Origin of the sequence: Actinomadura meridiana, assembly GCF_039537545.1 — a bacterium.
GTDB classification, from domain to species: Bacteria; Actinomycetota; Actinomycetes; order Streptosporangiales; family Streptosporangiaceae; genus Spirillospora; species Spirillospora meridiana.
Window position 1 is genome coordinate 24,587 of the sequence record NZ_BAABAS010000016.1, and the last position, 21,049, is coordinate 45,635.

17 protein-coding genes are annotated in these 21,049 nt (G+C 70.4%); 5 read left to right on the plus strand and 12 right to left on the minus strand.

Annotated features, from left to right (window positions below; translation table 11 throughout):
* Both ABD808_RS23535 and ABD808_RS23540 read right to left on the minus strand, forming a co-directional pair.
* Positions 1-555, minus strand: a complete 555-nt coding sequence (locus tag ABD808_RS23535) for a peroxiredoxin (protein WP_344900244.1) — start codon at positions 553-555, stop codon at positions 1-3.
* Positions 556-709: 154 nt separating this feature from the next.
* Positions 710-2,104 (minus strand): MFS transporter, encoded by a 1,395-nt coding sequence (locus ABD808_RS23540; RefSeq protein ID WP_344900246.1) that lies wholly within the window; start codon positions 2,102-2,104, stop codon positions 710-712.
* Positions 2,105-2,200: 96 nt separating this feature from the next.
* On the opposite strand from ABD808_RS23540, the gene ABD808_RS23545 reads away from it, so the two are divergent.
* The 4 genes from ABD808_RS23545 to ABD808_RS23560 all read left to right on the plus strand — a co-directional run bounded on the left by ABD808_RS23545 (position 2,201) and on the right by ABD808_RS23560 (position 11,246).
* Positions 2,201-2,863: a LysR family transcriptional regulator gene (locus ABD808_RS23545; RefSeq protein ID WP_344900248.1), complete on the plus strand. Its 663-nt coding sequence runs from the start codon at positions 2,201-2,203 to the stop codon at positions 2,861-2,863.
* 111 nt (positions 2,864-2,974) lie between these two features.
* On the plus strand, positions 2,975-6,448 hold the full coding sequence (locus ABD808_RS23550; protein WP_344900250.1) for a bifunctional glycosyltransferase/CDP-glycerol:glycerophosphate glycerophosphotransferase: 3,474 nt from the start codon (positions 2,975-2,977) through the stop codon (positions 6,446-6,448).
* Between the two features lie 22 nt (positions 6,449-6,470).
* Positions 6,471-9,995: a bifunctional glycosyltransferase/CDP-glycerol:glycerophosphate glycerophosphotransferase gene (locus ABD808_RS23555; RefSeq protein ID WP_344900252.1), complete on the plus strand. Its 3,525-nt coding sequence runs from the start codon at positions 6,471-6,473 to the stop codon at positions 9,993-9,995.
* Positions 9,996-10,046: 51 nt separating this feature from the next.
* Entirely contained in the window at positions 10,047-11,246 is a 1,200-nt protein-coding gene (locus ABD808_RS23560) for a serpin family protein (RefSeq protein ID WP_344900254.1), read from the plus strand.
* A gap of 17 nt (positions 11,247-11,263) precedes the next feature.
* Here the strand turns inward: ABD808_RS23560 and ABD808_RS23565 are convergent, their stop codons facing one another.
* From ABD808_RS23565 to ABD808_RS23595, 7 genes are all read right to left on the minus strand, one after another.
* The gene (locus ABD808_RS23565) at positions 11,264-11,965 is read right to left on the minus strand and encodes a class I SAM-dependent methyltransferase (RefSeq protein ID WP_344900256.1); all 702 of its coding nucleotides are present in this window, start codon (positions 11,963-11,965) and stop codon (positions 11,264-11,266) included.
* An 80-nt stretch (positions 11,966-12,045) separates the two neighbouring features.
* Positions 12,046-12,831: an SRPBCC family protein gene (locus ABD808_RS23570; RefSeq protein ID WP_344900258.1), complete on the minus strand. Its 786-nt coding sequence runs from the start codon at positions 12,829-12,831 to the stop codon at positions 12,046-12,048.
* Between the two features lie 135 nt (positions 12,832-12,966).
* Positions 12,967-13,821, minus strand: coding sequence for an FAD binding domain-containing protein (locus tag ABD808_RS23575; protein ID WP_344900260.1), 855 nt, complete (start codon positions 13,819-13,821; stop codon positions 12,967-12,969).
* On the minus strand, positions 13,818-16,163 hold the full coding sequence (locus ABD808_RS23580; RefSeq protein ID WP_344900262.1) for a xanthine dehydrogenase family protein molybdopterin-binding subunit: 2,346 nt from the start codon (positions 16,161-16,163) through the stop codon (positions 13,818-13,820). The genes ABD808_RS23575 and ABD808_RS23580 overlap by 4 nt, the downstream gene beginning before the upstream one ends.
* Positions 16,160-16,651: a (2Fe-2S)-binding protein gene (locus ABD808_RS23585; protein ID WP_344900264.1), complete on the minus strand. Its 492-nt coding sequence runs from the start codon at positions 16,649-16,651 to the stop codon at positions 16,160-16,162. Before ABD808_RS23585 ends, ABD808_RS23580 begins: the two co-directional genes overlap by 4 nt.
* A gap of 197 nt (positions 16,652-16,848) precedes the next feature.
* On the minus strand, positions 16,849-17,556 hold the full coding sequence (locus tag ABD808_RS23590) for a peptidoglycan-binding protein (protein ID WP_344900266.1): 708 nt from the start codon (positions 17,554-17,556) through the stop codon (positions 16,849-16,851).
* Entirely contained in the window at positions 17,553-17,720 is a 168-nt protein-coding gene (locus ABD808_RS23595; RefSeq protein ID WP_344900268.1) for a hypothetical protein, read from the minus strand. Before ABD808_RS23595 ends, ABD808_RS23590 begins: the two co-directional genes overlap by 4 nt.
* A gap of 509 nt (positions 17,721-18,229) precedes the next feature.
* Here ABD808_RS23595 and ABD808_RS23600 point away from each other — a divergent pair.
* Positions 18,230-18,652, plus strand: a complete 423-nt coding sequence (locus tag ABD808_RS23600; RefSeq protein WP_344900270.1) for a cupin domain-containing protein — start codon at positions 18,230-18,232, stop codon at positions 18,650-18,652.
* Here ABD808_RS23600 and ABD808_RS23605 read toward each other — a convergent pair.
* From ABD808_RS23605 to ABD808_RS23615, 3 genes are all read right to left on the minus strand, one after another.
* Positions 18,603-19,349, minus strand: coding sequence for a TetR/AcrR family transcriptional regulator (locus ABD808_RS23605; protein ID WP_344900272.1), 747 nt, complete (start codon positions 19,347-19,349; stop codon positions 18,603-18,605). The two genes, ABD808_RS23600 and ABD808_RS23605, sit on opposite strands and share 50 nt — an antisense overlap.
* An 85-nt stretch (positions 19,350-19,434) precedes the next feature.
* The gene (locus tag ABD808_RS23610) at positions 19,435-19,662 is read right to left on the minus strand and encodes a hypothetical protein (protein ID WP_344900274.1); all 228 of its coding nucleotides are present in this window, start codon (positions 19,660-19,662) and stop codon (positions 19,435-19,437) included.
* Positions 19,655-20,890: a PspC domain-containing protein gene (locus ABD808_RS23615; protein WP_344900276.1), complete on the minus strand. Its 1,236-nt coding sequence runs from the start codon at positions 20,888-20,890 to the stop codon at positions 19,655-19,657. Before ABD808_RS23615 ends, ABD808_RS23610 begins: the two co-directional genes overlap by 8 nt.
* Positions 20,891-21,049: the final 159 nt, after the last annotated feature.

Below are 21,049 nucleotides of genomic sequence, written 5' to 3' on the forward strand. Positions count from 1 at the left end.
TCAGACCCCGGCCAGCAGTTCGGTGGCGTTGAGGGTGTCCTCGCCCTTGTTCCAGTTGCAGGGGCATAGCTCGTCGCTCTGGAGCGCGTCCAGCACCCGCAGCACCTCGGTGACGTTCCGGCCGACGGAACCGGCGGTCACCATCGTGAACTGGATCTCGTTGTTCGGGTCGACGATGAACGTCGCGCGCTGCGCCACTCCGTCGGCGGTGAGGATGCCGAGCGCGGACGACAGCTCCCGGTTCAGGTCGGCCATCATCGGGAACGGGATCTCGCGCAGGTCCGGGTGGTCCTTGCGCCACGCGAAGTGGACGAACTCGTTGTCGACGGACGCGCCGAGCACCTGGGCGTCGCGGTCGGCGAAGTCCTCGTTGAGGCGCCCGAACTCGGCGATCTCAGTCGGACACACGAACGTGAAGTCCTTCGGCCAGAAGAACACGACGCGCCACTTACCCTGGTGCGTCTTGTGGTCGATCGTGTCGAAGGCGTTGTCCGCGTCGAGCGAGACGCAGGCGGTGAGCTCGTACTCGGGGAACTGGTCACCGACAGTAAGCACGCATGCTCCTTCGTCATGAGTCAGAGGTCGCCTCCGACAGGGAGGCGCAGCTGGGCCGCCGTGTTCCGTTCCAGCGGCTGATGTCACTCAGAGTGCCGCAGGCGCGGGGAGAAGAGAAATCGGTTCCGGGCGACCGACTTATAGGGGCTGCCTATCAATCCCCGGGAGAGGGCCTGCCGACGTGGCGCAGTGAGCGGTCCGCGACCGTCACCGCCAGGAACAGGACGCAGATGGCGAGCATGAACCAGGCGAGATGGTGCAGGCCCGGAGTGTCGGCGCGTTCGGGGAAGAAGCCCGCGGCGGCCGACGAGGCGAGGATGGCGCCGAGGTAGCCGGACGTGCGCAGCAGCCCGGCGGACGAGCCGATGTGCTCGGGTGGGGCCTGGCGGTAGACGGAGTTCTGGAGGGCGAGGCTCGTGAGGCCCTGTGGCACGCCGAACAGCAGCGTGGTCGCCGCGAGAAGCCAGATCGGGCTCCCGGAACCCGATCCCAGGAGGAGGGCGCAGCCCGCGATCTGGGCGGCGGCGCCGACGAGCAGTTTGCCGCGTACCGCCTCGTGTCGTCCGGTGACGGCGGAGACGACGATTCCGGTCGCGAACATCGGTAGCTGGAGCAGCCCGGCGTGGGTGGGCGACAGATCGCGTCCCTCCTGGAGCCACTGGGTGTAGCCGTACAGGACGGAGTAGGACACGACATAGGCGAGCACGGCACGGGTGTACGTCGTGATCAGTGGCAGGTTGCCGCCGAGGACGCGCACGTCGATGAACGGGTCGGACGCCCGTAGCTCACGGACCACGAACCCCGCCGCCGCCACGGCCGCGAGCGCGGGCAGGTACAGGCGGCCGGTTCGCGGATCCATCAGGAACAGCAGCAGTGAGAGCAGCGTCGCCGTGAACAACGCCATGCCCGGCAGGTCCAGGCCGCCGAGCAGCCGCCGGGCGCCGACCCGCGCGGGCGGTGGTTTCGGCAGGCGGAGCAAGCCGAGGAGGATTCCGGCCGCCGCCAGTGGGATGTTGAGGGCGAGTGTCGTCCGCCAGCCGCCGAGGCCGATCAGCACCCCGCCGAGGGGCGGGCCGATGACGGCGATGGTCTGGGTGGCGACCGCGAGAACGGTCAGCACCCCGGCCGGGCTGTCGCGTCCCGTTCGTTTGGCCTCGCTGCGGATCAGGCTCATCGCGGCGGGATAGCCCGCGCACGTGCCGAATCCCAGCAGCACCCGCGCGGCGATCAGCACGCCCAGGTTCGGGGCGAGGGCGCCGACGACGCCCGCGATGCCCGTCAGGGCCGTCGCGACGAGGTAGGCGCGGCGTGGGCCGTGCAGGTCGATCAGCCGTCCGGCGACGGGCTGGCCGACGGCCGTGGCCAGGTAGAGCGCCGAGACCAGCCACGCCGTGTCGGACGGCGGCGCGCCGAACGCCCGTCCGATCGGGATCAGCGACACCGCGATGATCGAGGAGTTGACCGGGTTGAGGATCGCGCCGAGCAGCATCGGCGCGAGCAGCCCGCGGTCGAAACCGTCGCGCGGTCGTCCCGGCGTCGCAAGGTTCACGACACCATTTTCGATTGTTCAGAACGCCAAGCGTGTTCTGAACAGCCCGGGCCGCCCAGTTCCGGCTGGCAGGGCCTCGGTAATCTTGCTGGTGGGATGGCGATCAGTAGACCGACGGTGGCGCAGTTGCGGGCGTTCTTGGCGCTCGCGGAGCATCTGCATTTTCGGGACGCCGCGGCGGCGCTGCGGATGAGCCAGCCCGCACTGTCCGGCGCGGTCGCCGCGCTGGAGGACACCCTCGGGACGCGGCTCGTCGAGCGGACGACCCGCAAGGTGCTGCTGACGCCCGCCGGGCGGCGGGTGGCGCGGCGGGCCGAGGCCGTCCTCGCCGAGCCCGCCGAGTTCGAGCTGGCGTCCGCTGGTGTTCCCCGGACGGTGCTGGGCGATATGGACGTGATCCTGCTCAATGAGGGGCACTGCCTGCGCGACCAGTCCCTGGAGGTGTGCCGGGAGGTCGGCGCGCGGGCCGCCGCCACCTACGCGACGAGCCTGGCGACGCTGGTGCAGCTCGTGTCGGGCGGGCTCGGGGTGACGCTCGTCCCGGAGACGGCGCTGGCGGTGGAGACGCGCCACGCGCCGAACCTGTCGCTGCACCGGTTCGCGGCGCCCGCGCCGTTCCGCCGGATCGGGCTCGGGTTCCGGACGACGTCGCCGCGCGCCGACGAGTTCGAGGCCCTCGCGGGGTGCGTGCGCGACGCGGTCGCCGAGTCGGGCGCCGGGCCCGGGGTGCGTCCCGCCGGGTCGGTCACCCCCCGGTAAACGGCGGCCAGACGAGGTCAAGTCTACGTCAGGGGACGGCCTGGCAATCGCGATGCGCGTTCAGAACGTGACGCGACGTCACCATGCTCGGTGGGGCGAGGAGGAGGCCCCATGTCCCCGAAGCTCAGCGTCGTCGTGCCGTTCCACAACACCGAGGAGTTCTTCCGGGAGTGTCTGGAGTCGCTGGCCGACCAGACGCTGCGCGACCTTGAAGTGATCATGGTGGACGACGGGTCCACCGACAACGGCGCCGTGATCGCCAAGGAGCTGTGCGGGCGCGACGCGCGGTTCCGGCTGGTGACGCGGGACAACGAGGGCCCCGGCCCTGCGCGCAACGCGGGAGTGCGGCACGCGCGGGGCGAGTTCCTGGCGTTCGCCGACGCCGATGACGTGGTCGGACGCGACGCCTACGCGCGGCTGGTCGCGTCGCTGGAGCGGACGGGGTCCGACCTCGCGTCCGGGAACGTGCACCGGATGGACGCCGACCGCGACTGGCAGTCCCACCTGCACGACGGCGTTTTCACGGAGCCGTGTTCGAGGACGCATGTGTCGTCCAAGCCGATTCTGATGCGCGACCGGACGCCGTGGAACAAGGTGTACCGGCGTGAGTTCTGGGACCGGGTCGGCTTGCAGTTCCCTAAGGGCTACTACGAGGACCCGCCCGTCACGGCGCGCGCGCACGCGCTGGCCCGTTCCGTGGACGTGCTGAGCGAGACGGTCTATTACTGGCGCAAACGGCCGGGCTCCATCACCGAGGACCGCTACGACTGGGACAACCTCACGCAACGTCTCGCTTCTGCGCGCGTGCTGCGGGAAGAGATGGTCGAGTACGCGCCACGGCTCCTGGACGCCTACGACGAACACGCGCTTATCGGGATCGAGTTGCGCGTCCTGTTCGAGGCACTGCCCAGAACGCCGGACGAGCACGGGGGCGACCTCGTCGCGATCGGCGCGGAGCTGGCACGGCACATCGGCCCCCGGGTGCTGCGGCGGGTTCCCGCGATCACGCGCCTGCAACTGCACCTGCTGCGCCGCCGGATGCTGCCGGAGCTGCTGGAGGTGCTGCGGTTCGTCCAGTTGCGGAAGGTGGGGGACGCGCCGAGGGTGCGGCGGGGTATGCGGCGCCACTGGTACGCGGAGTACCCGTTCTTCGAGGACGAGGAGCGCGCCGTCCCGCTGGACGTGTACGACGTGACCGCCGAGCTGAGGCCGTACGCGGCGATCGACAGGGCCGAGTGGGTGGACGGGCGGCTCCGCGTCGAGGGGCACGCCTACATCCGGCACCTGGACTCCTCGACCGAGGACGATTCCCGCATCCGCGTGTGGCTGCTGGCGTCGAACAAGCGCGGTCTGATGCGCGTGCCGATCCAGCGGGTCCGCAGACCGGACGTGACCGCGCGGTCACGGCAGTCGGGGGTGTCCTACGACTGGTCCGGGTTCGTGGCCGAGATCGACCCCGCGTCGCTGCGGATGTTCGGACGTTTCCGGGACGTCGACTGGATCCCGTGCGTCGAGATCGTCAACCGTGGGCTGCGGCGGCGGACCACGTTCTCCAACCCGAGGCTGACCTGCCGCCAGTGGCCGGACGACCGGGAGTGCGCGCCCGGCGTGCTCGTCCAGGGCGTCGCGGGCAGGCACCGGTTCGTGCTCCAGGTGCGGCGGACGGCGGCGGCCGTGGTCGGCTGCCGACTGGAGAGAGGCGAACTGCGGCTGGACGGCTGGAGCCGGACCCCCATCGGCGAGGAGTCCAGGATCGTCGCCGTGCCCAGGATCGGACGCGGCAAGGTCGCGGGCCCGATCGAGCCGTCCGGCAAGACCGAAACCCACGACGACGGGCTCCAGAGCCACGGGTTCAGGGCGCGACTGCCGGTGGCCGGGTTGATGAAGCGTCCCGGCGACTGGGAGATAGCCCTGCCGGACGACGTGCGGCCCTACCTGGTGGAGCGCGCGGCCGGGATCGTGTTCGGCGTCCCCGGTGGGGAGGTGGAACTCGCCAGGACGCGACGCAGCACGCTACGCATCGTCGTCCGCGAACGGGCCTTGGCCGTGGACGCGCTGTCCTGGTCGCCCGACGGTGCCCTCTACCTGGAGGGAACGTGCACCGACCACGCCGGACGGCCCGACGCGCTGATCCTGCGGCGGCGGCGGTCGTCGGAGGAGCACGCGGTGGCGCTGCGCTGGGACGGCGACCGTTTCGCCGCCAAGTTCTGTCCCGCGCGCATGCCGGTGCTCGGGGTGGCCCGTCCGCTGGTCTCCGGCCGTTGGGACGTCGTCGCGGCGGTCGGTGGGAAGGAACGGCCGGTCGTCGTCAGGCGGCACACCCTCCGGGAACTGCCGGAGCCGTTCGAGGCGGGACTGCACCGGATCACGGTGCGCGCCCAGAAGACCGACCAGTTGCAGTTCCTCATCGAGACCGCCTTGGACGACGACGAACGCGGAGCCTACGCGCAGAGCCGGATCCGGTCCGGGCACTATCGGCGCCACCTGAACCTGCCCATGCGCGACCTGGCCGTGTTCGACGCCTACAAGGGGCGCCAGTATTCGTGCAACCCGCGCGGTATCTATGAAGAGCTACGAAGACGCGGGACCGACCTTGAGTGCGTGTGGGTCACCGAGAACGGCCAGTTCGGTAAGCCCGCTGGTGCCCGGACCGTCCTCGCGGGGACGCGGGAGCACTACGAGGTCCTGGCCCGCGCGCGCTACGTGTTCGGCAACTGGTCGCAGCAGGAATGGTTCACCAAACGCGACGAACAGACGTATGTGCAGTGCTGGCACGGGACGCCGCTGAAGAAGCTCGGCTACGACGTCAAACAGATGCCGTACAAGCGCACCGAGGGCGTCGACTGGATGGAGTACGACGTTCCCCAGTGGGATCTGCTCATTTCGCAGAACGCGTTCTCCGTGCCGCTGTTCCGGCGCGCGTTCGGCTACAACGGTGAGGTTCTCGTCAGCGGCTACCCGCGCAACGACCTGCTCAGCAGCCCGCACAGCGGAGAGATCGCGGCATCCGTCCGCCGACGCCTCGGCATCCCGGAAGGGAAGAAGGTCGTCCTGTACGCGCCGACCTGGCGGGACGACTTCCATCTGGCGATCGGCAAGCGGGCGTTCCGCCTCGAATTCGACCTCGATCGGTTCCGGAGCGCGCTGGGGCATGACCACGTCCTACTGCTGCGCACCCACTACCTCGTGACCGACCGGCCGAAGCTGCGTCCCGGCGACTGCGTCATCGACGTTTCCGTCTACCCGGACATCTCCGAACTGTTCCTCGTCAGTGACGTGCTGGTCACGGACTACTCGTCGGCCATGTTCGACTTCGCCGTCACCGGCCGCCCGATGGTCTTCTTCACCTACGACCTTGAGCGCTACCGCGACCATGTGCGCGGTTTCTACTTCGACTTCGACGCCGAGGCACCGGGCCCACTGCTGAGCACCTCCCAGGAGGTCGTGGACGCGCTGCGCGACCCGGTCGCGCTCGGCGCCGGGTTCCGGGACGCCCGCGCCGCGTTCGCCGCCCGGTACTGCCCGCACGACGACGGCCACGCCGCCTCCCGTGTGCTCGACCGGGTCCTCACGCCCACCCACTGAAACACCCACCACGGAGCCGCTCGTGTCACCTCAGATCAGCATCGTCGTCCCGTTCCGCGACACCGGGGCGCACCTGGCGGAATGCCTGAAGTCCCTGGCCGGGCAGACGCTGCGCGACCTTGAGGTGCTGATGGTGGACGAACGGCCGGAGCACGGCAGCCCGCCCGTCGCGGAGGACTTCGCCGAACTCGACGACCGGTTCGCGCTGCTCCAGCCGTCCGGCGGGCTGGACACCGTCATCGAGCAGGCCGAGGGCTCCTACCTGGCGTTCGTGGACGGCGACGACGTGGTGCCGCCCTACGCCTACGAACTCATGGTCCGCACGCTGGAGGACACCGGAGCCGATTTCGTCGGCGGCAACGTCCTGCGCTTGGACGGGACGCAGGTCCGCCAATCCCTGACGCACCGCGAGCCCTATGCCGCGACCCTGAAATCAACGCACGTGACCCGTCACACCGCGCTCATGCAAGACAGGCTGGTGCGCAACAAACTGTTCCGGCGCACCTTCTGGGACGCCTACCGCTTCCCACTCCCGACGACGACGCAGGACGGGTTCGCCGCCGTGCAGGCCCAGCTCCTTGCCGATGCCGTGGACGTGCTCGACGTACCCGTTTACTACTGGCGGGACCGTCCGGGGACGGCGACCCGGCTGCGTCACGACCCGGCGGGCATCACCGACCGGATGGTGGCCCTCTTCAACGTCCGGAAGTTCGTCGACGACCACGCACCGGAACTGTTGACCGTCCACGACAGGTACGCCCTGGACCTGGACGTGCGCGCGCTGATCCTCGCCTTGCCCGGGGCGACCTGGCAGGAACGCGAACGACTGGCCGAGTTGGGGGCCGAGGCCGTCGCGTCCATGGACCGTTCCGCAGCGGACGGGCTGCCGTCGATCAGGCGGTTGGAGACGCATCTCCTGCGCGAACGGATGCTGTCCGAACTCTTGGACGTGGTCCGCTTCGAGGAGATCGGCCTGGGGGACGTCCCGATCGCCCAACAGGGCCGCCTGCGGCAGCGCTGGCACGCCCGCTATCCGTTCTACGGCGATGTGGAACGTGGCATACCGGAGGATCTGTACGACGTCACCGACGAGGTCCGCCTCCACGCCGAGATCGACCGCGTCACCTGGGACGCCGACACTCTCGTCGTCGACGGGCACGCTCACTTCGACCGGTTCGATGTGTCGTCGTCGGCGGACTCCCGTATCCGCGTCTGGATGCGCGACGTGAAGACGGGCAAAGAAATACGGCTGCCGGTGGAGCGCGCGTACTGCCCGGAGGCCACCGCCCATTCCGCGCAGTCGACCGTGTCCTACGACTGGTCCGGTTTCTCCGTGCGGGTGGAGCCCGACTACCTCCTGGACGGCGACGAATGGCGAACCGCCACCTACGAGCTGTTCGCGGAAGTGTCGATGGCGGGACGCAAGGCCGTCCGGCGGTTGACGGCGGAGAACACGGCCGTGCGGTGGACGGTCGCCCGGCAGGTGGACGAGTACGTGGCCGTCCAACCGGCGGCGGGCGACGACGACGTGTTCGTCGTGCACGTCAAGCAGGCCAAGGCCGTCCTCACCGGGATCCGCCACGACGGCGACACCCTCGAACTGACCGGCTGGACCCGGTGCGCGCTCGGCGCCGGGGCCGCCCTGATCGCCGCCCGGCGGCACGGCGGCGCGGAGGTCCACGCCGAGGTGACGGTCCGCCAGTCGACCGTCCTGCGCTTGGCGGCGGGCACGGGTTTCGACTTCACGGCGAAGCTGCCGATGGCGAGCCTGGTCTCCGTCCCGGACGGACGCGACCACGAGCGAGGCGAATGCCACCACCTGCTGGACGCCATCGACTGGGACATCCGCCTGACCGGCGAGGGCGGCCCGATGAGGCTCACCGTCGCGCGGCACCTCCGCGCCGCCCGCTACGCGCTGCCCACCGGAGGACGGGAGTTCGCGCTCACCCGGACCGCGTTCGGGAACCTGCGGGGCGTCGAACGCGGCGTCCGTCCGGTGGTGATGGCGGCCGAATGGGACGAGACCGGCGTCCTCACCCTGACGGGCGACGTCGCGGACCAGGCCGACCGGCCGGACCACTTCGTCCTGCGACGGCGCCGGTCGGGCGACGAGCACCAGGTCCCGGTCACCTGGAAGGGCCGCCGGTTCACCGCCGCCATCACGCCCGGTGCGATGACCGTCTTTGGTACGGACCTGCCTTTGAGCAGCGGCACGTGGGACCTGCTGGCGCGCACACGCTCGGGAGAGGCGGCCGTCGTCGCAGAACGGGAGGCCATCCCCAGCCTGCCTGGTTGGCGAACCGAGGGAACGCACGAATTCGATGTCGGCGTGTACCAGACGGACGCGGTGCGGTTCCGCAGCCGTCCCGCCCTAGAGGACGGTGAACGCGGAGCCCACGCGCAAGCACTCCTCCAGCAGCGCGACTACCCCGTCTACCTGCGGAGCCCCCTCTGCGACACCGCCGTGTTCGACTGCCACGGCGGCACCCAGTACAGCTGCAACCCCAGGGCCATCTACGAGGAACTGGCCCGCCGCAAGCCCGAACTGGAATGCGTGTGGATTTCCCAGGACGGACAGTTCACGGTCGACGGAAAAGCCAGGATCGTCTTGGCGGGAAGCCGCGAGCACTACCGCGTCCTCGCCCGTGCCCGCTACGTGGTCACCAACCACGGGTTGCCGCCGTGGTACGTCAAGCGGGACGGCCAGACCTGCGTCCAGACCTGGCACGGCACCCCACTGAAGCGCCTCGCCCACGACCTCAAGGACATCCCCTACTACCGGTCGGAACGGCTCGACTGGATGGAACGGGAAGCGTCACGGTGGGATCTGCTGCTGTCGCCGAGCCCGTTCGCCACCCAGGTGATGCGGCGTGCGTTCCGCTACGACGGCGACGTCCTGGAGACCGGCTACCCGCGCAACGACATCCTGAGCACCCCCGAGTGGGAGAGCTTCGGGTCGCACATCCGCAAGCGCCTCGGAATCGCGGACGACAAGAAGGTCGTCCTCTACGCCCCCACCTGGCGGGACGACCGGCACCACGCGCCTGGCCAGTGCGGGTTCTCCCTTGAGCTGGATGTGGAAACCCTTCGTCGGGCCCTGGGCGAAGACCACGTCCTCCTTCTGCGGACGCACCACTTCATCACCGACCAGAACCGTCCCGCGACGGACGACTTCCTAGTCGACATGTCCCGCTACCCAGATATCGCCGACCTGTACATGGCCGCCGACGTTCTCGTCACGGACTACTCGTCCGCCATGGTGGACTTCGCGGTTCTGGGAAGGCCGATCGTCCTCTACACCTACGACCTGGCGCGCTACCGCGACCACGTGCGCGGCCTGTCCATCGACCTGGAGGCGGAGGCGCCCGGCCCGATCGCGACGACGTCCGCGGAGGTCGCCGAGGCGGTCAAACGGGCACCGGGATCCGAGGACGACTACGCCGACGGCTACGACCGCTTCTTCGTGAAGTACTGCCCGCACGACGACGGCCAGGCCGCCGCGAGGGTCGTCGACGAGGTCTTCGGCGCCATGATCAACGGAGCCTAGCTCCGCGCTAAGCTACCTCCGCCCGCCGACGGCAGAGGAGAGCGTGAGCGCATGAGTGGTGAATTCGTCCCCGCGTCCAACGCCCTGACGGCGCGGTGGGCCAAGGACGCCTGCGACGGCACGACCACCGTCCTGTCCGGCGCCGGGGTGTGGCCGCTGCTGGCGTTCCTGGCCGCCGCCGCCCGCGAACCCGGCCGGGCGGAACTCCAGCGCGCCATCGGCATCGACGCCGCCGGGGCCGACCGGCAGGCGCGCGTCGCGGTGAGCCTGCTGCGGACCGCCGCCACCGCCGCCGCGCTCGGCGTGTGGACGCACGCGGGACTCGCCGTCGAACCGTGGTGGCAGAAGATCGTCCCCACCGAGGCGCGCGGCGAGCTGAGCGGGGAGCCCGCCGCCGACCAGTCCAGGCTGGACGAATGGGTCCAGCGGAACACCGCCGACCGGTTGACCCGGATGCCGGTCCAGGTCCGGCCCGACACCGCGCTCGTGCTCGCCACCGCGCTGACCATCGACACGAAGTGGCGGGAGCCGTTCCAGGACGTCCCGCTCAAGCCCGCCGAGGGCCCGTGGGCGGGACGCGCCAAGGACGTGGCGGGCCTGACCCACACCAGCCCCGACGTCACCCGGCTCGCCCTCGTGCCGGACACCCCGGCGGGCCCCGTCACCCTCCTCACCACCCAGGGCGAGGACGACATCGACGTGACCCTCTGCATGGGCGAACCCCACCGCGCGCCCGGCGAGGTGCTCGCGGCGGCCGTGGCGGCCATCGACGGCGAACACCGCCTCCGCCGGGGCGAACGACTGCTCGACCGGACCCTGGCCAGACAGACGCCCGGCCTGCGGATCGACAGGATCACCGCGTACGAACCGCACACCACCTTGCGTGCGACCGCCGTGCGCTTCGACATCGACGTCCAGCACGACCTGCTGTCCCGCGCCGGGGTGTTCGGGCTGGAGACCGTCTCCACCCTCGACGGCCGCGGCCACCTGCCCGGGATCAGCCGGACCCCCCTGGCCGTCGGCCAGGCGGCGCAGGACGTCACCGCCACCTTCAGCGCCGAGGGGTTCCGCGCGGCGGCGGTCACGGCGATGGCCGTGGCGGCGGCGGGCGTCCCGATGGCGGAGGCGCAGGTCCTGGACGTGACGTTCGACCGGCCGTTCGGCTTCCTCGTCTGGCACCGGCCGAGCAGCCTCGTCCTGCTCGCCGGATGGGTCGCCGAGCCCGAGGACTGGCCGGACGACGTCGCCTAGGGCCCCGGTGACGCGGGTCAGCCGGGTCGGCGAGCCCGCGCGACCAGCTCGACGCCCGGCCACCCGCAGATCGGCAGCCGTCGCTCCAACACGGCCGCGACGCGCAGCGCCTCGTTGACGGCCGGGCGCAACGGAGCGAGATCCTCCCGGCGAACCGTGCGATGCCTGAGACGCCGCAGGAACGGGCGGAGCAGGACGCCCCGGCTCCACACCCGCTCCAGCACCAGCCCCGCGCCCTCGACGAGCTCCACGAACCCCGGGCGACTGTAGCGGCGGACCCGGCCGAGAGCCACGTCGTGCGCCGACCACATCGCCATGTCGCACGGGACGGACAGCAACGCCGTCCCGCCCGGCTTCAGCACCCGCGCGATCTCCGCCGCCGCCCGCGCGTCGTCCTCTATGTACTCCAGGACGTCCAGGGCGAGCGCCAGATCGAACCGCTCCGGGGGAAGCGGCAGGTAGCGGGCGTCACCCTCGTGGGCGTCCACGCCGTGACCGCGCGCCAGCGCGACGGCCTCCGGGCTCAGGTCGATCGCGGTGGCGTCCCAGCCGTGCTCGGCGAGCACCCGGGACGCGGCGCCCGCCGCCGCACCGATGTCCACGGCCGCGCCCGGCATGCTGAACCGCAGCAGCTCAGCGGAAATGATCTCCCGGCGCTCCCGGTACCACCAGTTGTCGTTCTCGATCCGTGCGATCCGCCGGAGCTCGATGGTGTCCACGCCACCAGCCGACGGCATGGACGGCGGTGGGTTCCACCGACCTGGCCGCCTGACGGCACATCGTTGACCGTTGTTTGACGTCAGCGCTTCTTGCGGCGACGACGACGGATGAACCGGACGCCCAGCAGCAGCGCGACCAGCCCGCCGACCACGGGGGCGGCCCGCTTGGCGACGGACGGGCCCGCGACCTCCATCAGGTCGATCGCGTCGTCCTCCCGCGCCACCCGCAACGGCGGCCTCTCAGTCTTCTTGGGCTGCTCAGTCTTCTTGGGCTGCTCGGCCTTCGCGGGCTGCTTGGTCTTTTCGGACTCTTCGGACTTCGCGGTTTCCGTCTCCACCGTCTCCACCGGGCTTTCGGCCTGGGGCTCGGGTTCGGACGCGGCCTGGGGTTCGGGTTCGGGTTCGGGTTCGGGTTCGGTGGGAGATTCGAGTTCCTCCGCCAGTGCCTTCGCGAACCTTGTGATGATCTTGGCGCCGACCTCTGCGAGGATGCCGCGGCCGAACTGAGCGGGGCGTCCCGTCACGTTCAGCTTGGTGTGGACGGTCACCCGGGTCGTGCCGTCCTGCTCCTCGTGCAGCTTCGCCTGGACGGTGGACGACGCCGTCCCCGAGCCGCGGGCCTCCTTGCCGGACGCCTCCAAGGTTACCGTGCGGGACGACTCGTCCGCCGACACGATCCGCGCGGTGCCCCGGTAGGTGATGGTCATCGCGCCGACCTTGACCTTCATCCGGCCCTTGTACTCGTCGCCGTCGACGGAGTCGAGGGTCGCGCCAGGCATGCAGGTCGCGACGCGCTCCACGTCGAGCAGCACTCGCCAGGCCTGATCCACCGGTACGGGGACGGCGAAATCGTGGTCGAGTTCCATGATCGTTGTCCTTGTCGTCCGGAGAGCTTGCCCGTGACGTGACCTTACGGCGGTGGCCCGTCCACTCGCCAGTCGGGGCCGGGTACCCGAAATCGGGAGGTACCCGGCCACAGACAGCCAAACGCGAACGAAAGGCTAGATGGCGGCGGTCTGGAGCGCCCGCGCGGTGAGCACCGTCGCGAGATGAGACCGGTAGTCCGACGACCCGTGGAGGTCGGTCGGCGGTGTCGTGCCCTCTGCCGCGTGTTCGGCGGCGGCACGGAACGAGTCGCCCGCCACGGGACGGCTCCTGACCGCGATCTCCACCGCACTGGCCCGCACCGGCGCGGGACCCATGTTGGTCAGCGCGACACGTGCGTCCTCGACCGTGCTGCCATTGCGGCGCACCGCGCACGCCACTCCGACGATGGCCCACGCCTGCGCCGTCCGGTGGAACTTCTCGTAGTGCACGCCCCACCCGGCGCCCAGCTTGGGGATCCGGATGCCGACCAGGAGTTCGTCCGGCTCCAACGCGGACGTCAGCCAGTCGACGAAGAACGCCGACGCGGGGATCTCCCGTTCACCGCGCGCCGACCGGACGAGGAACACCGCGTCCAGTGCCAGCGCGACCGCCGGGAGGTCGCCCGCCGGGTCGGCGTGCGCCAGCGACCCGCCGAACGTGCCGCGATGCCGGACGGCCGGGTCCGCGACTATTCGCACGGTCCGCGCGATCAGCGGGGCGTGCTCGCGGACCAGCGGGTCGCGGATCACCTGGTGGTGCGTCGCCATCGCGCCGATGAGCAGCGCGTCGCCCTCGTCCCTGATCTCGCGGAGCGCCGCGATCCGGCCGAGGTCGATCAGCGCGTCGGGGACGGCGAGCCGCAGCCGCAGCAACGGCATCAGGCTCTGCCCACCGGCGAGCACCTTGGCGTCCTCGCCCGCGTCGGACAGGGCCCGGACGGCGTCGTCCACCGACGCGGGCCGCGCGTAGTCGAACGTCGCCGGAATCATCGCGCACCTCCCGAGCGTGCGGCCCGCCACACCCGTTCGGGTGTGCACGGCATGGGTACGTCGTGCACGCCGTAGGGGCGAAGCGCGTCCACGACCGCGTTGACCACCGCCGGGGTGGACGCGATCGTGCCCGCCTCTCCGACACCCTTCACACCCATCGGATTGGACGTCGCGGGCGTCTCCGTGCGGTCGGTCGTGAACGTCGGCAGGTCGGCGGCGGACGGAACCAGATAGTCCGCCATGGTGGTCGTGGTCAGATTGCCGTCCGCGTCGTACACGGCCTCCTCGAACAGTGCCTGCGCGATGCCCTGCGCGAGCCCGCCGTGCACCTGTCCCTCCACGATGAGGGGGTTGACGACCTTCCCGACGTCGTCCACGGCCACATAGGTGCGGATCTTCACCATTCCCGTCTCGGTGTCGACGTCGGCGGCGCACAGGTGCGTGCCGTGCGGGAAGGAGAAGTTCTCCGGGTCGAACGTGGCGTCGGCGTCCAGCGACGGTTCGAGGCCGTCCGGCAGATCGTGCGCGGCGAACGCGGCCAGCGCGACCTCCTGGATCGTCCTGCTCTCCTCCGGGACGCCCCGGACGCTGAACCGGCCCTCGGCGAACTCCAGGTCCTGTTCGGCGGCCTCCAGCAGATGCGCCGCGACCACGCGCGCCTTCTCGATCACCTTGCCGCAGGCCGAGAACAGCGCGACCCCGCCGACGGCGAGCGACCGCGACCCGTAGGTGTCCATGCCCTTGGGCGAGATCGCCGTGTCGCCGTGCAGGACCTTCACGTCCTCGAACGGCACGCCGAGCCGGTCGGCGGTGATCTGCGCCCACGCCGTCTCGTGGCCCTGCCCGTGTGGGGACGTCCCGGTGATCACCTCGATCTTGCCGGACGGCAGGACGCGCACCGAAGCGTGTTCCCAGCCGCCCGCGCCATACGACAGCGAACCCAGAACGCGAGACGGTGCGAGACCGCACATCTCCGTGAACGTCGAAACGCCGATGCCGAGCTGTACCGGGTCCTGCGCTTCGCGCCGTGCGGCCTGCTCGGCGCGCAGCTCGTCGTAACGGAAAAGCTCAAGCGCCTTGTCCGTGGCGGCCTCGTAGTTGCCGGAGTCGTAGGTGAGCCCCGCGATCGTCTCGTAAGGGAACTCCTCGTGGGCGATCCAGTTGCGGCGCCTTACCTCGATGGGGTCGACGCCGATCTCGGCGGCCAGCTCGTCCATGATCCGCTCGATGGCGTAGGTGGCCTCTGGCCTTCCCGCGCCCCGGTAGGCGTCCGTCGGCGTCTTTGTCGTGAACACGCCCTCGCAGGTGAACGAGTAGGCGTCCATCTTGTAGATGCCGTTGAACATGAATGCGCCCAGCAACGGGATGCCGGGGGTGACGAGCATCAGGTACGCGCCCATGTCGGCCAGCAGATTCACTTTGAGCCCGCGAATCCGTCCGTCCCGCTCCGCCGCGAGCGTCAACCGCTGGATCTGGTCGCGCCCGTGGTGGACGGTCATGTTGCCCTCGCTGCGCGACTCCGTCCACTTGACCGGACGCCCGAGCCTGCGGGCCAGCAACAGCGCGAGGACCTCCTCGCCGTACACCTGGAGTTTGGAGCCGAACCCGCCGCCGACGTCCGGCGCCACCACGCGGATGTGGTGTTCCGCGATCCCCGTGACCGTGGCGAGCATCAACCGCAGGATGTGCGGGATCTGCGTCGCCGAATAGAGCGTGAAGTCGTCCGCGTCCGGCACGCACAGCACGGAACGCGGCTCCATCGCAGAGGGGATCAACCGCTGCTGCACGTACTCGCGTTCGATGACGACGGGGGCGTCGTGCAGCGCGGCGTCCAGATCCCCGTTCTCGAACACCCACGTGTAGGACTTGTTGGTGCCGAGATCCTCGTGGACGAGGTCGGCGCCGTCCGCGACGGCCGCGTTCATGTCCAGCACAACCGGCAGCGGCTCGTAGTCGATGTCGATGTCTTCCAGAGCGTCCGCCGCCGCGTATCTGTCTCTGGCGACCACACACGCCACGGGCTCACCGGCATACCGCACCTCTGTCACCGCCATGGGCGGATGGTCCGGATGCTTCATGTCGTCGGTGACGACCCACGCGCACGGCAGCGAGCCCTGCTCCTCGGCGAAATCGGCGCCGCTGAACGCCGCCACCACGCCAGGACGTGCCTTGGCCTGCGACGTGTCGACGTTCACGATCCGCGCGTGGGCGTGGGGGCTGCGCAGGAACATCACGTGGAGCGTCCCCGCCGGAGTGATGTTCTCGGTCCACCTCGTCTGGCCGGTGATGAGCCGGGCGTCCTCCGACCGTTTCCGTGGGGTGCCGACCTCCTGGATCGTCACGGCGTCACCTCCCGCTCCGCGGGCTCCCGCATCTCCCGCGCCGCGCGCCGGACGGCCTTGACGATGTTCTGGTACCCGGTACAGCGGCACAGGTTGCCCTCAAGACCCTCCCGGACCTCGTCGTCGGACGGGTCGGGGTTCTCCCGCAGCAGGTCGAGCGACGCCATGATCATGCCGGGGGTGCAGTAGCCGCACTGGAGCGCGTGCTCCTCGTGGAAGGCCCGCTGCATGGGATGGGAGGTCCCGTTCATGCCGAGGCCCTCGATGGTCGTGACGTCGCCGCCGTCCGCCTGGACGGCGAGCACGGAGCAGCTCTTCACGCTCATCCCGTCCAGCAGGACGGTGCAGGCTCCGCAGTTGCTGGTGTCGCAGCCGACCGGGGTACCGATCTTCCCCAGCCGTTCGCGCAGATAGTGGACCAGAAGGAGGCGGGGCTCGACATCGTCCTCGTATGTCGCCCCATCGACCTCGACACGGATACGTGGCATGCGTTCTCCCAGAGACGTCTCGGAGTGGACTCGGCATGAGACGTCCCCGGGAGGGCCGCGTGGACTCGGCGTCATCGGCCACCTCCAAGAAAGGCGACCTTAAGAACGTATGACGCCGGTCACGTCCTGGACCATGCCTGATGGGGCCTATTTACCGGCGGATGGCCGACGCGTGGCGCTGGTGCACGAAGCGGGACCTAGCTCACGCGGAGCAGGACGGGCCAGGTCTTCGGGCCGACGACGCCGTCGGCGGCGACGCCGCCCCACCGCTGCACCGCCTTCACGGCGGCCTCGGTGGTGTCGTCGAACCGCCCGGTCATGCGGATCTCCGGGTGGCTGCGGGCCAGCAGCAGCCCCTGGAGGCTCTCCACGTGCTCGCCCGAGTCGCCCTTGTTCAGTTCCGGCAGCTTCTTCACGATGTCCTCCGTCCAGGAGCCGCCGCCGTACGCGGGGCGTCCGTAACCGGCGATGACGCCGGAGGCCCGGACGCGGCGCCGCACCGCGTCGTCGGTGTTGGCCTCGATGGTCTGCACCCGCCCACCACCGAGCACCTTCTCGACCACGCCCACGTGGTCGATCGCCCCTATGTTGTTGGTGGCGTCCCAGTCGAAGAACACGATGTCCCCGGGCTTCGCCTGGTTCACGCTTGCGGTGGTCCCGCTGTGCCACCGCCCGACTTTCCGAAAATCCCCCGCGTGCCAGGGGGCGTAGGCGCGGTCACCGCCTGGCAGGGCGGCGGCGGCGTTCCCGCTGTGCCGCGCCCAGTAGGTAATGGCCATGTCGCACCAGCTGGCCCTGAGGAACTCGTCCCCGTGCCGCTCCGCGTACTCCTTGGTGATCTTGTTCGGGCGGCCCGACATGCCGATCGTCCCGCGCGCCGCCGCGATCATCTTCGCGGCGCTCACCCGGACTCCTCCCCGCGGAAGAACCCGTCGTCGTCGGGGTCGCCGTACAGCTCGGCGAGGATCTGGTCCTCGTCGGACTCGGTGGGCCGGTGGACGTCGGGGTGGGCGTCCAATTCCTCCGTATGCGCGGCTTCTGCGCTATCTGTTCTGATTTGGGGGGTCACATGCTCTCCTGGAGCCTCTGATCTCGGCCACCTCGGTCCGTGATGGCCCATAGCCGACCGTAATGGGCTCCGCTGGCAATTCTTGGCTTTCGCCCGAAAACAGGCCCACGCGCAGGACTTTGCTGCCCACCAGGTAAGGGTTCACGGTCCTGACCGGCGGAGATACGCCCCGGACACATGCGAAAACTGCACTTATCGGGGTAGGGCGCCGTTATGTTCTTCTTTTCCTCGTCTCGGCTGGGGTGTCTGGGGTCGGTGGCGGTGACGCTGGTGCTGACCTGGGTCGCGTACGTGGTCCTCAGCCGCTGAAACGGGGGGACTCCGGGGGATCGGCTTGACAGGTCCGGTCGCCGAGTGTCTTCTTGTACGCATGTCGGCGCGCATCCTCTTTGACAGCCCCGTGGCCCTCGGCCGCGTGGCCAGCGCGCTGTGTCCTTCGTGTTGTCGCTGAATCAGTCGCTCAAGCAGACCTGTTCATTCCGCAGACACACGTACGCGAAGGACCTCCCATGGTTCCCGATCTCGCCATGCGCGGCCAGGACGATCCGCACGGCCGCGCGCTCACCGTCCGGCCGCCGACCGTCGGGCAACTCGCCAGTCGTGTCGCCGACCTCGCCGGACGGCCTGAGATCTGGTGGCGGCTCGCCGAGTTCGACCCCGCCGGGCCCGCGCACGTCGCGCTGGACGCCCAGACGTGGCTCACCACCTGGCCGCCCGGCCATGGCGGGACCATCCATGGCGAGGTCAGCACGCTGATCGCGGGTGAGTTGGCCGAGGTGACGATCGCCGAGTGCGGGGTCACCGAGCACCCGCTGAGGGCCAACCGGACCAGGGTGCACGGCGGGCCGTGCGCGCTGACCAACCCCGGACCCGCGTTCGCGGTCAGTCTGCACGCGGCGTCAGATACCTGGAAGCGTCCTCGCGGCCTATGACGGGCAGCAGCGCGAAATAGGTGAGGGACGGCAACAGCGACGGCAACTCCTTCGCCTCGCCCGTCTCCATCTGCATGTGGATCGCGCCGTAGATGCCGCCGACGATCGCGTCGACCACGGCGACCGGGGCGTTTCTCCTGTGGGGGGACGACCCACCACAGGAGAAAGCACCGGTGACGAGGGACGGCCCGTAGAAGAAGACCCGGAACCGGGTGAGGGCCTCGATGCGCGCCGCCCTGACCTGGGGGCCCGCCGCGTTCACCTCGACCAGCGACGCGCGCGCGAACCGCGGCTCGCGGCCGAGCGTGGCGAGCATCGTGCGCAGGGCCGCGTGGACCCCGTCCGCCCAGGACGGCGCCGCGTCGTACGCCTCCGTCATGCGGCGGAACAGGATGTCGGTCCCGCGCAGGTAGGCGGCGAGGAAACAGCCGTCCAGGTCGGTGAAGTGCGCGTAGAAGGTCTTCTTGGTGACGCCCGCGCCGTCGGTGACCCGGCTGATCGTCGTGTGGGCGTAGCCGTGCTCCGACACGACGTGGACGAAGGAGTCGATCAGCCGCTCGCGCTGGATCGTCGCGACGGTCTCGGGGGAGAGGCCGTGCCGCCCCGGCTTGATGGCGCGCCCCGGATCCAGCGCGGACCGGGAGCCGGGCAGCGCGTCGATGCCGTCCGCCTCCGCCTCGCCGGGATCAACCGCCATCGAACCTCGATTCGATCACCTGCCGTCGAGGTCAGATTACTGCGCGTCCCTGACAGTCCGGTGCACCGAGCCCCCGGGTACGGCGTCAACGCAGGTTCCGGCGCCGTGACCGGGTCAGCACCCGGACCGTCCCGACCAGACCGAGACCGATCAGCACCACCGGGGCGAGCACCTCGGGGGTCAGGATCTCGTCGCCCGACAGGCCGGCGGCGAGGAACAGCGCCGCGAGGGCCAGGAAGAACAGCCCGGTGACGGGCCCGGACGGGTCGAACCGTCGCCGTCCGGCCGCGCAAGCCTTCCGCTCGTCAGCCACGGTTCACGCTCACATCGCTGAGCTTTCCGCGTATCCGCAGCTCGATCACCGGCGGTTCGCCGCCCGTCTGGCCGCCCTCGGGCTCCAGCGTCCGGACGACCTTCGCCCGCGGCCCGCCGGTCGTCCGGTGGTCGACGCGCAGGTCGCCGAGCGTGACCCTGGCGTCCACCAGCACCCGGGCCGTCGACGGGACGGTGACGTCCAGCCCGCCGAGCGCGACCTCCGCGACGATCGTGACGCGCTGCCCGGGGGCGAGTGTGAGCGAGGTGAGGTCCAGATCGCCCTGGCCGACGCCGACCTTGTACACCTGGTTCGTCTGCGCGGCGTCCGTGGGCCGCCACTCGATCTCGCCGTACTCGGCGCCCTGCGGCGCGTCCCGCACGACCGAGGTGGTCAGCATGGCGAGGGTCAGCACGGTCCCGGCCGCCACGAGGCCCCGCGTCCGGAACCAGCCGCCGAGGACGAGCCCGAACCCGACGACGGCCAGCGCGGGCGCCATGATGATCAGCCAGGCGTCCGGCGCCGGATATCCCCGCGCCACGGGGATCATCGCCGCCCCCGCCGCCATCGCGCCCAGCAGCGTGATCGCCGCCACCGGGGAGCCGCCCCGCTCCGGGCGCGGCGCGCCCTTCGCCGAACGAGTCTCGCGGGCGCCGGTGTCGCGGGTGTCGTGGTCGTCGAGCGGCGGGGCCCCGGTGTGCGCGGCCGAGTAGGCGGCCAGGTCGATCATGCCCTCGCGCAGGCCGGTCGCCGTCTCGGCCTCCGCCCGCGCCGGTTCCGGCATCGGCGCCGGTGGATGCCCGGTGAGCCGTTCCGGGACGGACCGTGCCACTGCCACCAGGTCCGTGCCCCGCGAGTGCGCGACCAGCAGCGCCAGCCCGAACACGACCAGCAGCGCGACCGTGTCGGTCACGGCGGCGCCGAAGAGGCTGAACACGACCCCGGCGGTCAGCAGCGCGCCGAGGATCGTCAGCACGGCCGGTGCGTCGAACCACCGCTTGAGGAGCCGCTCGGCCAGCGCGGACTCGCCCGGCCGCGCGGGCATCAGCACCGCCGCCGCGACGTAGAGGAAGACGCCCTGCCCGTGCGCGAGGACCAGTACGGCGAACCCCACGCGGAAGACGACGGGGTCGATGCCGGTGTAGCGGCCGATTCCGGTGCACACACCGGCCAGCACGCGGCGTTCGGCGTTTCGCGCCAGCCGCTGGTAGCCCTGTTCGCTGCCCATGGTGACCATCCTGACTTGGGAGTTCCCAAGGGCGGTATCCGGGACGTCCCTGACCCGACCCTGAAGTGAAGCCCGGGGTGATCCCCTGATGCGGCCGGGCGCCGGGCGTGTGACGATCGTTGACGTGGGAGAAGAGACGGCCGAGGAGCCCGGCGCGAC